This is a genomic window from Microcystis sp. LE19-41.2A, from assembly GCF_027530405.1.
GTDB classification, from domain to species: domain Bacteria; phylum Cyanobacteriota; class Cyanobacteriia; order Cyanobacteriales; family Microcystaceae; genus Microcystis; species Microcystis aeruginosa.
Map to the genome: position 1 here is coordinate 1 of NZ_JAPZQJ010000085.1, position 9,923 is coordinate 9,923.

A 9,923-nucleotide genomic window follows, 5' to 3' on the forward strand; every position below is an offset into this window, starting at 1 on the left:
GTGCAAGATTTTGAGAGAATCGTCGTTCAAAACCTTGCGTCTTCATCGGCCCGCGTCCTGTAGGGGCGAAGCATTCGGACAATAACCTATCGGTGAAAAGGTAGATTTTCTATCCGAATGCTTCGCCCGTACTTATTCAGCAAACCCAAAATAATGATATTTTGATTATAAACGATCGCGCTCAAACAAAAACATAAATCGTAGTGGACTGACACACCTAATTTAGGTGTAGGGTGCGTATTTGCGGCCATCAATTCGGTCAAAAAACCAAAATTAACAATCCGCCGTAACGCACCACCTCTATCATTAAATTGGTGCGTTATGCTATCGCTAACACACCCTACTGGCTAATCTTTGTGTCTTTGTGGTTATGATGAATCAATCAACTCCCAATACTAATCAATCTATTCCCGTAGAGATAATTGCTTCCCGTAACTTCATCGATTGGTTAGAGTCTCAGCAGATTAGTCTGGCTTTTACTACCTATCAAAGTTCTCGACTGATGTTTTTAGGGGTTAACCCTCAAAGGGGGATGTCGGGATTTGAGCGTATATTTGACCGCGCCATGGGTTTATATGCTACCCCAGAAAGGATTTATCTTAGTTCCCGCTATCAAATCTGGCAACTAGATAATGTGTTATCATCCGAACAACTTTATGATGGTTACGATAAACTTTATATCCCCCGCATTAGTTATACTACTGGGGATTTAGATATTCACGATTTGGCAATAGAAAATCTCTCTGAAAGAATTGTATTTATCAGTACGATGTTAAATTGTCTGGCGACAGTCAGCGATCGCCATAGTTGTATTCCCCTATGGAAACCATCGTTTATTTCCGCTTTAGTCAATGAAGATCGTTGTCATCTCAATGGTTTAGCTTTGGTAGATGGGAAGGCGCGTTATGTCACCGCTTGTAGTCAATCAGATGTGGTGGATGGGTGGAGAGACAGAAGACAAACTGGCGGTTGTGTCATTGATATTCAGTCTAATGAAGTGATTGCTACTGGTTTATCTATGCCTCATTCTCCCCGATTTTATCAGGGTAAGTTATGGTTATTAAATGCGGGTACGGGTTACTTTGGTTATATTGATCAAGACAAAGGCATTTTTGAGCCTGTTACTTTTTGTCCTGGTTTTCTGCGCGGTTTAGCATTTGTCGGAAATTATGCCATTGTTGGATTATCTAAAAATCGTGGGGTAGATAAGACTTTTTCGGGGTTAATCTTAGATGATAATTTAATGGCTAAAGAAGCAGACCCTCGCTGTGGTCTGCTAATTATTGATTTGAAAACAGGTGAAGTTGTTCACTGGATACGCTTAGAAGGTGAAGTGACTGAACTTTATGATATACAAGTCTTAGAAGGAGTTAAACGTCCCCAAGCTTTAGGATTCCAAAATGATGACATCAGGAAAATTATTACTCTTGATCCTATTTCTCCTTTAGTTGGAGGAAATCTAGCAAATAATCAGCCTGATACTTCCCCAGCAGATACCCTTTATCAGCAAGCATACACCTTGCAAAAACAGCTTAAGCTTGAAGAAGCGATCGCTCTCTATCAACAATTAATTAATCAACATCCTCAATATGCAGCTGCTTGGCATCAGTTGGGGGTAATCATGGATAGTTTAGGACAAATTGATCAATCTATTTTGGCTTACAAGCAAGCTTTACTTATTAACCCTAATTATGCAGAAAGCCACAATAATTTAGGAATAATAGCAGTTAGCAAGGGAGATTTAGACGAGGCGATTATTTGCTTTAACCAAGCTATTCGTAGCAATCAAAACTATGCTTTTGCTGAGAATAATTTAGGTTTAGTCTTACAAATGCAGGATAAGTTAGGGGATGCTGTGGTCAATTTTCAAGAAGCAATCAGGAAAAACCCTAATTATCCAGAAGCACACTTTAATTTAGGAAATGTGTTACAACTACAGGGAAAAATTGAAGAAGCGATCGCTTATTTCCAAACAGCAATTAAGCTTAACCCTAAATACATTAAAGCTTACAATAGTTTAGCTTTAGCGTTAGGAAGACAGGACAAAGTAGAAGCAGCTATGAGCGTATTTAAGCAAGCTTTAGCCATTCAACCTAATTCCCCAGAGGCTTTTGCTTGCTTATTTTCTATGAAGGAAATGACTTGTAATTGGGAGACAAGAGAAGCTGATTTAATCCAACTTTGGCAATTAACCGAAAACCAGTTACAAGAGGGAAAATCTACCGCAGTAACTCCCTTTGATAGCTTATATAAACCTTGGTCTGCTAGTCAACAGTTGAAAGTAGCTTGTAACTATGCTCAAGAGATTAAAAGACAATTAGCCTTAGGGACTAAACCCCTCAACTTTAACCATTCCCGCACCCGATCTGGACGATTAAAAATAGGTTATTTATGCCATGATTTTCGTAATCATCCCACCAGTCATTTGATGCAAAGTGTGTTTGGTTTACATGATCGCAATAACTTTGAAATAATTGCCTATTCCTATGGTCCTGATGATGGTAGTGAGTATCGTCGTCGCATTGCTAATGATTGCGATCGCTTTTATGATATTGCTACTTTATCAATTACGGAATCTGCACAACGGATTTTTCATGATGGGGTACATATTTTAGTTGATTTGATGGGATATATTGATAAGGCACGGACACAAATATTGGCTTTAAAACCGGCACCGATTCAAGTTAATTATTTGGTTTATCCGGGGACAATGGGAGCAGATTTTATCGACTATATTATTGGTGATGCCATAGTTACCCCACCGGAATTTCCTGATAATTTTACTGAAAAATTGGTAATTTTACCGGATAGTTATCAGGCTAATGATTATCAACAAATCATATCATCTAAACCTGTTACTCGTTCCCATTATGGTCTTCCTGAATCGGGTTTTGTCTTTTGTTGTTTCAACCACACCTATAAAATTGAGCCGCAAATATTCACTGTCTGGATGGAAATTCTGGCAAATGTTCCAGGTAGTGTGTTATGGTTATTTTCGAGAGTAGCTGAAGCGGAAGCAAATCTACGTCGGGAAGCAAAAGCGCGAGGAATTGAAGGCGATCGCTTAATTTTTGCCCATCTCCAACCTAAGTCGGAACATTTGGCGCGGCATCAACTAGCTGATTTATTTCTTGATACTTTATACTATAATGCTCATACGACTGGAAGTGATGCTTTATGGGCAGGTTTACCGATTATAACTTGTCCAGGTGCAACTTTTCCTTCCCGTGTTGGTGCTAGTTTACTGACAGCTATGGGCCTACCTGAATTAATTACTAAGAATTTAGAGGAGTATAAAAATTTAGCGATTAATTTAGCAAAATCTCCTGATAAATTGCACGAAATTAAACAGAAACTAGCACAAAATCGTCTTACTTATCCGTTATTTGATACGCTTCGTTTTACCCGCAATTTAGAAAAAGCTTATCGGACAATGTGGGATATTTATGCTGCGGGAAAATCACCAGAGATGATCAGGATAGCCAATTGATCACTGGAATTATCAGGGTAAGCGCATCTTAACAATCCTTGACAAAATCAACTTTATCCCTCCCAGTTTTCACGGTACTTGGCCAGAAAAATCAGAAAAAGTATCGGCATTTTTTTGAGGAATTAAAGCTTATTTTCATAGATTAAATTTACTTGACAAAATGACTGATATATGTTAGTAAATTAAGTCCTAAAATTGAATTACCTTGCTCATTTAACAGAGGACTATAACAAGCGATCGCTCCCTGTTGCGGTACAATTGATAATAGGGCCCCACTAACTCCCGATTTAGTGGGAAACCCCACCTCAATAGCAAATTTTTCGGAAGCTTCATAGAGTCCACAATTAGTCATAATTTCTAGAATAATTTCGGCAAAAGAAGAAGCTAAAATTAACTTACCTAAATTAGCAAGATCGGCAATTTTTCCAGATAAACAACAGATTTGATTGTAGGTTTCTAGAGCTAAATAACGATGACTGATATAACCATTTTTTTCTAATTCTAAGCTTAAAGCTTGATTGTGAACATTAGGATAAGAGTGAACAGATTCAAGCACAGATCGATCTAAAAATAATTGACAATTACCCATTTCATTTAACCATAAAAGCAAATTTTCACAGCGAGATTCCGGGGTTTCTCCTGCTAATAAATGCGCCAATGCGATCGCACCACTATTAATCATAGGATTACGGGGAAAACCGCGATCCTCTTGCAGTTGAGTTAAGGAATTAAAAGGATAACTAGAAGCTTGTTTTCCCACGCGACGAAAAACAGCATCTTCCCCTAAATGGGTTAAAAGATATAATAACAAAAAAGGTTTAATCACACTCATCAAAGGAAAAGTTACAGTTTCATCTCCCCAAGACAAAATCTCCCCCTCAAGACAGTGAATCTGGAGAGCGAAAACCTCGGGATTAACTTGGTTCAAAACCGGTATATAATAGGGAGTCTGACCCTTCCTATCCGATAAATGCACTTCCCCGACCCAAGCTTGTATATCTTCCACCCTTAATCTAGCTAATCGGTTCATTTGTTTGTTTAATCCATGTACTCAGTCAAAGAAGCAGAATCTATAATTTTAACTCAAATTCAACCCCGACAAGAAACAGAAAAAGTTTCTCTAGAGGCAGCTTTTGGGCGCATTTTAGCCGAAGATATCAGCAGTGATTTAGACTTTCCCTACTGGGATAATTCTGCTATGGATGGCTATGCTGTCCGCTACGAAGATGTCAAAGACACTAATCCAGAAAATCCCGTTACTCTAAAGATTATCGCCGAAATTCCCGCCGGCAAAGTCCCCGAAAAAATTATTCAACCAGGAGAAACAGCGCGAATATTTACGGGAGCGATGTTACCCGCCGGCAGTGATACGATTATTATGCAGGAAAATACTCAAAAACAAGGGGAGCGGGTGGCGATTCTTATCCCTCCCGAAAAAATAGGTCTTTTCGTGCGTCAACGCGGCACATTCTATCAAGCGGGAAATACTTTATTAAAAGCTGGTCTTGCCATTAATTCCCCAGAAATAGCGGTTTTAGCCACGGCACAAGCTACCGAATTAACAGTTTTTTCCCGTCCCCAAGTGGCAATTTTCTCCACGGGAGATGAATTAATTAATCCCGATGAAACCCTCCAAAAAGGTCAAATTATTGACTCAAATCGCTACGCTTTAACGGCATTTGTCGCCAGTTTAGGGGCAATTCCTAGACCTTTAGGTATAATCAAAGATAGTCCCGAACTTCTCAGAGAAACTATCAGAAAAGCCATTAATTCTAGTGCTATCGTCCTTTCCACCGGCGGTGTTTCCGTAGGAGATTACGATTATATCGAGGGAATTTTAGGGGAATTAGGGGGAAAAATTCTGATTGGCAGCGTTGCTATTCAACCGGGTAAACCCCTAACCTTTGCTACTTTTCCTAATGGTTGTGTTTACTTTGGTATCCCCGGAAATCCCGTCTCTGCTTTAGTTTCCTGTTGGCGCTTCGTGCAAATGGCAATTAAAAAATTATCGGGATTGACAGATTATCAGAACAAATTTCTGCGAGTTGTCACCCGCGATACTCTCAAATCTCAGGGACAAAGAGAAGTTTATCTCTGGGGAAAAATAGAAATTATCGAGGGAGTTTATCAATTTCAACTTGCTCCCGGACAACACAATTCGGCTAATTTAATTAATTTAGCGGGTACTAATGCTTTAGCCATAATTCCCCAGGGTAAAACTACTATACAAGCGGGAGAAACAGTAGAAGTTATGACTGGACTTCCCCTTTGAGAGCCAGTTTCAGATGTTGGCAAGGGTTCTTTTTTTGACTTGATTTCCTTCTCGGTAAGAATCAGGTCGAAGGACAGCAGCCGGGGAATTACGCTTAGGAACTTTTTCTATAGACCCTAATTAGGGTTTGCGGCAAAAAGTTTTTCCTGGTGGCAGGGTGTGGGGTGTGGGGTTTTACCCATTTTCAGGTGGTCAATTACCTAATTTTCAGGGAAAAAGTGCCGGAATTTTCCCCCCAAGCACATGGACCGCCAGCAACATTGTGAGTGTCACCTTCAATTTTGGTAATGGGGCCCACGTTACCACCTTTAATCCTAATGGGGGTGATGGGTTGAGTAGTAGTATAGGAAGCTTTGTCACCAATGCCTTAGGACAATTAACCTCTGTTCCTTCTGATTGGATTGATTACTCTAATGTCAATGTCGTCTCAACCAATTCTACACAAACACCTAACGCATGGTTCGTGAATGGAGACAATGGCATTTACTTTACTAATGATTTGAACTACTCTGTCGATTTGACCAATGTATCAGGTAATATAGTTGCTGCTAACTGGACCATTCAAGGCACCCAGACACAGACAACCCCGGAACCAGGTACCCCTTTAGGCTTATTAGCGGTGGGTTCTCTGGGTTTATTGGCTCGCAAACGTCAATAAATGACCAATTCTATGGTAAGGAAGGTTTAAACGCCTTCCTTTTTGGTTAGGGGGCGATATAGTCTTATGTCCCTTTTTGCATAGCTCTAACCTGTTTAACCTCTAACTCTAAGGCGGATGCGACTTGCTCAACGCTTAACCCTAAGGCTAACAAACGAGGGACCGCCTCTAGTGCTTTGTTTAGTCTGCCTTGCTCAATGCCTTGCTCAATGCCTTGCTCAATGCCTTGCTCAATGCCTTGCTCAATGCCTTGCTCAATGCCTTCCTGACGACCTTCCTGACGCGCTTCTTCGCGCACATCTTGAAAATACTGAGTTTGTTTTAATTCATCTAAACTAAACATAGTTTCTATCTCCCGACGATTGAGAAGCGGTAACTTATAAACGAGAATCGTCTCTATTAATTGTAAGAGTTCTTGGGGTTTTTGGTCGGGGGTTAATTCTTCTCTCACTCTTTGGATTAATTTTCGGGTGCTATCAAGTGCTTTTGCTTTAGATAGGGTGATTAATTGCACTTTGGCTAAACCAATCGAAGTTTGAGGAGTGTTTTCTAATTCATTCAGATAAATCCGTCTGACTCGCTCGCAGTTGAGGAGTTCCCGATAGCGTTGAACTTGATTGGTTTCTACTTGAGGGTTAGGATAGACAATCACACCCCGCCAATCATTGGTTAAGTCAGTTTTACTGAGATATAAGAAGATTTCGGTGAAAAAGCGCTGATAAAAAGCCTCATCTTCTTGAAATTGTACCTCACAGAAGTAGATGGGAGTCTGGGGGTTATTATTTTGAGGCAGAAAGACTCCATCGAGACGAAAGGAAAGTTGTTTGACTTCCACTGAGTCAAAGCGGTAGTTATTGGCTTCGCTGATAGGGAGTTGAATTAATTCAAAGAAGATAGAGGGGAATGATTGAAAGAGTTGATAAAAAATCGTGTCAGTTTTCATGCTTTTATTTCTGAACCTCCCCCCTAGGATTATACTAGCTATGGCTAAAAGTCTTACAGAGCCTGAGTTAAAATCTTCATAAGGGTTTTGTTAATTTTTTAGTATTTCTGTATGGAGCAAGTCCAGGAATACTGACTCCTAACCCTCAACCTTTTTCAGCCAGCCCTAATTAAGTAGGTGGGTGGAATTAAATATAAGATGAACGTAGGTTGGGTTGAAGCATGAAACCCAACGCCCGATTATGTTACGCTACCGCTAACCCATCCTACTGGACTGTTTCAGCTAAAATAGGGCAATAGATTTCGGCTTAAAGTCTTAGATTATAGAATTTATAGCATTTTTCTAATACACCAAATTAGCTGAAACAATCCACTACAAATAATTGTGCCTCCCTAATTATATATTGGCCTCAAAAACGGGACAATAGCCTTCAGCAACCACTTTAAAACCGTAGAGGGGAGAAGCGGGATTCCAACAGCGCTGACTTTTGTAGTGGACACAGACACGACAGCAATCCATCTCCTCTAAAGCTTTGGTGATGCGATTGGGACTCTCGCTTAATAACTCCCGTTGGGAGACTCCCCGCAATAATAATTCTTCCCCTTGCCAGCGCGCTTCCACCAGTCCCGTATCGGCGAAATTACTCCACCGGGGATCCCGGGTGATCGGCTCTGGTAAGGTGATAGTGACGATCGAATCCGATTCATTTAATTCTCCCTCATAGTGGCTGGGGGCCGGGGGTGTCGGTTGCATAAAGCGATCGCCAATAGGCAATTCCACCAGAGTTCCCACGGCCGGGGAATGGAGTTGATAACGGCTTTGTAATTCTTCTAAACTGGTCAAATCCGCTAGATATAGGGGCGAGCCATGGACGAACATGATATGCTGCGGTCGCAGGTTATGGATCAGTTGGGTGGTGTTGCGACTATCGCTATGTTCGGCCAGTAGATAGGTTTCTTGGCTAATTAATTGCGAACGCTGTGTCGCTTTTAATCGGGGATTCTCCAGGTTGATATCGTGCAGGTGTTGGGGAGCTAACATTAACCAAGGTTTATCCCCTTGCAGATATTTACTCACCTCCTCTAGGCGATCGATTAGTAAAATTATCGGAGTGGTTCCCCCTAGAGGTGTCGGTTTTTCTGGCAACCTTCGCAACCGGGGACAGATGCGCTCATCCCAAAATAAGGGCTGATGTTTGGCAAAATTTTGCACAGATGCGGGAAATTGTGGTAAAATTTCCAGGTAGGCATCGCAAGCTTTAGCGATCTTGCCCCCAACCCAGATATCAATGTCGCGGCCTGTGAATTGGTGGTGCGACCGCAGTAATTTTAAAATTTCTTGACCCAATCCCAAGGCGGGGACGGGTAGTAGGACATTTTGTCCCTCAGCGATCGCATGATAGATGCGATTCATCAACTGTTTTTCCTGCTGTCGTCGGTGGGGATGGCGCTCTGTGCCGTAACTGCCTTCAATAATCAGCACATCGGGGGATATTCCCCGCAGCAGATCGATCGATAATCCTTCCACCAGTTGAAAATTAGACAGGGAAAAATCGCCGGTATAGAGGACCTTATAGGTGCGTTTGGGGGTTTTGTAGGTGAAGAGGACCACGGCAGCCCCAGGGAGGTGGCCGGCTGGAAAAATCTCGACGGTGAGATCATCAAAGAGAGCGATCGGCGATCGCCATGGCCAACCCTGACAGAAACTGCCGATTTCCTCAGCACAATCGGGCCATTGTAGGGGCAACAGTTGCACTGTCACCTCACTGGCATAAACTGGCAATTGGGGATAGGTCTGATGGAGAGCCATTAACCCACGGATGTGATCGCTGTGGGCATGACTACAGAACACCAGATCCACGGGTGGTTTTTTGTTTTGGGTGAGGGGTTGCATATCGGCCAAACCGCAATCTAAAAGTAGGCGATAGGGACCGATTGTCAGGAGGAGACAAACCCCCTCCGACGCGTGACCGACACCAAAAGGTAAACAGGATAAAAGGGATTTTGACCCCCAGACGGCAGTAGAGCGTTGAACCATGGCAACCCTGATTATGATGACTGGTTAGTGAGCGGAACCGTTGCCATCGTAGTTATCGCTATCGTAAAAACCGTTGCGGGTGCCGAAAAAGAGACAAGAGACGGTGAATACGGCCGTCAATGCCAACAAGATTAATTTGATGTCCATATAATTAGTGCAACTCCTCAGAGGGTATCTCCCCTCATACTAACCCAACTTTTTCGGTTGTTAGCAGCTAGGTTTCGGATTTGTCCCTGGGCGCTCACCCTCTTTCCCCCACCATCGCCCGGTCTATGTTAATAATTAACGAAGGCAGGAAGCGGAGGGCAGGAGTCCGTTTTTGTAACGGGGATTTATACTCCGCTCCAAAAACTTTTCGCCAACCAGGAGCGAGGTTTTAGACCTGTCCATTAGTCACATCTTTCTTAACATTTCAAACCTTTGTAGCACAGGGCTTTCAAGACTCGGTTAACAATCTGTAATATTCCTTGTTGACACCCTTAATGACAAAGAAAAAACTGAAATCAAGTCAGGATAAGGGTTA

The 9,923-nt window shown here is 42.0% G+C and carries 7 protein-coding genes; 3 read left to right on the forward strand and 4 right to left on the reverse strand.

Features of this window, described 5'->3' with window-relative positions; genetic code table 11:
* Nucleotides 1-370: 370 nt before the first annotated feature.
* Nucleotides 371-3,490, forward strand: coding sequence for a TIGR03032 family protein (locus O9290_RS03660; protein ID WP_288055924.1), 3,120 nt, complete (start codon nt 371-373; stop codon nt 3,488-3,490).
* Between the two features lie 148 nt (nt 3,491-3,638).
* Here O9290_RS03660 and O9290_RS03665 read toward each other — a convergent pair whose 3' ends face one another.
* Nucleotides 3,639-4,520, reverse strand: a complete 882-nt coding sequence (locus tag O9290_RS03665; RefSeq protein WP_288055926.1) for a glutaminase — start codon at nt 4,518-4,520, stop codon at nt 3,639-3,641.
* Between the two features lie 15 nt (nt 4,521-4,535).
* Between O9290_RS03665 and O9290_RS03670 the strand changes: the two genes are divergently transcribed.
* Together O9290_RS03670 and O9290_RS03675 are read left to right on the forward strand one after the other, a co-directional pair.
* A complete protein-coding gene (locus tag O9290_RS03670; protein WP_288055928.1) occupies nt 4,536-5,762 on the forward strand; it encodes a molybdopterin molybdotransferase MoeA in 1,227 nt (408 codons plus the stop codon).
* 226 nt (nt 5,763-5,988) lie between these two features.
* On the forward strand, nt 5,989-6,420 hold the full coding sequence (locus tag O9290_RS03675; RefSeq protein ID WP_155120452.1) for a PEP-CTERM sorting domain-containing protein: 432 nt from the start codon (nt 5,989-5,991) through the stop codon (nt 6,418-6,420).
* 64 nt (nt 6,421-6,484) lie between these two features.
* On the opposite strand, the gene O9290_RS03680 is transcribed toward O9290_RS03675, so the two are convergent.
* From O9290_RS03680 to O9290_RS03690, 3 genes are all read right to left on the reverse strand, one after another.
* Nucleotides 6,485-7,363 (reverse strand): Rpn family recombination-promoting nuclease/putative transposase, encoded by an 879-nt coding sequence (locus O9290_RS03680; protein ID WP_288086720.1) that lies wholly within the window; start codon nt 7,361-7,363, stop codon nt 6,485-6,487.
* Between the two features lie 396 nt (nt 7,364-7,759).
* Nucleotides 7,760-9,400 carry an MBL fold metallo-hydrolase gene (locus O9290_RS03685; protein WP_288058588.1) on the reverse strand — a complete coding sequence of 547 codons (1,641 nt, stop codon included), beginning with the start codon at nt 9,398-9,400 and terminating at the stop codon, nt 7,760-7,762.
* A gap of 24 nt (nt 9,401-9,424) precedes the next feature.
* The gene (locus O9290_RS03690) at nt 9,425-9,547 is read right to left on the reverse strand and encodes a DUF8629 family protein (protein ID WP_002737208.1); all 123 of its coding nucleotides are present in this window, start codon (nt 9,545-9,547) and stop codon (nt 9,425-9,427) included.
* Between the last annotated feature and the right edge of the window lie 376 nt (nt 9,548-9,923).

Coding starts and splice junctions, on each gene's coding strand:
- O9290_RS03670 (WP_288055928.1), top strand. CDS start 4,536: ATGTACTCAGTCAAAGAAGCAGAATCTATAATTTTAACTCAAATTCAA.
- O9290_RS03665 (WP_288055926.1), bottom strand. CDS start 4,520: ATGAACCGATTAGCTAGATTAAGGGTGGAAGATATACAAGCTTGGGTC.
- O9290_RS03680 (WP_288086720.1), bottom strand. CDS start 7,363: ATGAAAACTGACACGATTTTTTATCAACTCTTTCAATCATTCCCCTCT.
- O9290_RS03660 (WP_288055924.1), top strand. CDS start 371: ATGATGAATCAATCAACTCCCAATACTAATCAATCTATTCCCGTAGAG.
- O9290_RS03690 (WP_002737208.1), bottom strand. CDS start 9,547: ATGGACATCAAATTAATCTTGTTGGCATTGACGGCCGTATTCACCGTC.
- O9290_RS03685 (WP_288058588.1), bottom strand. CDS start 9,400: ATGGTTCAACGCTCTACTGCCGTCTGGGGGTCAAAATCCCTTTTATCC.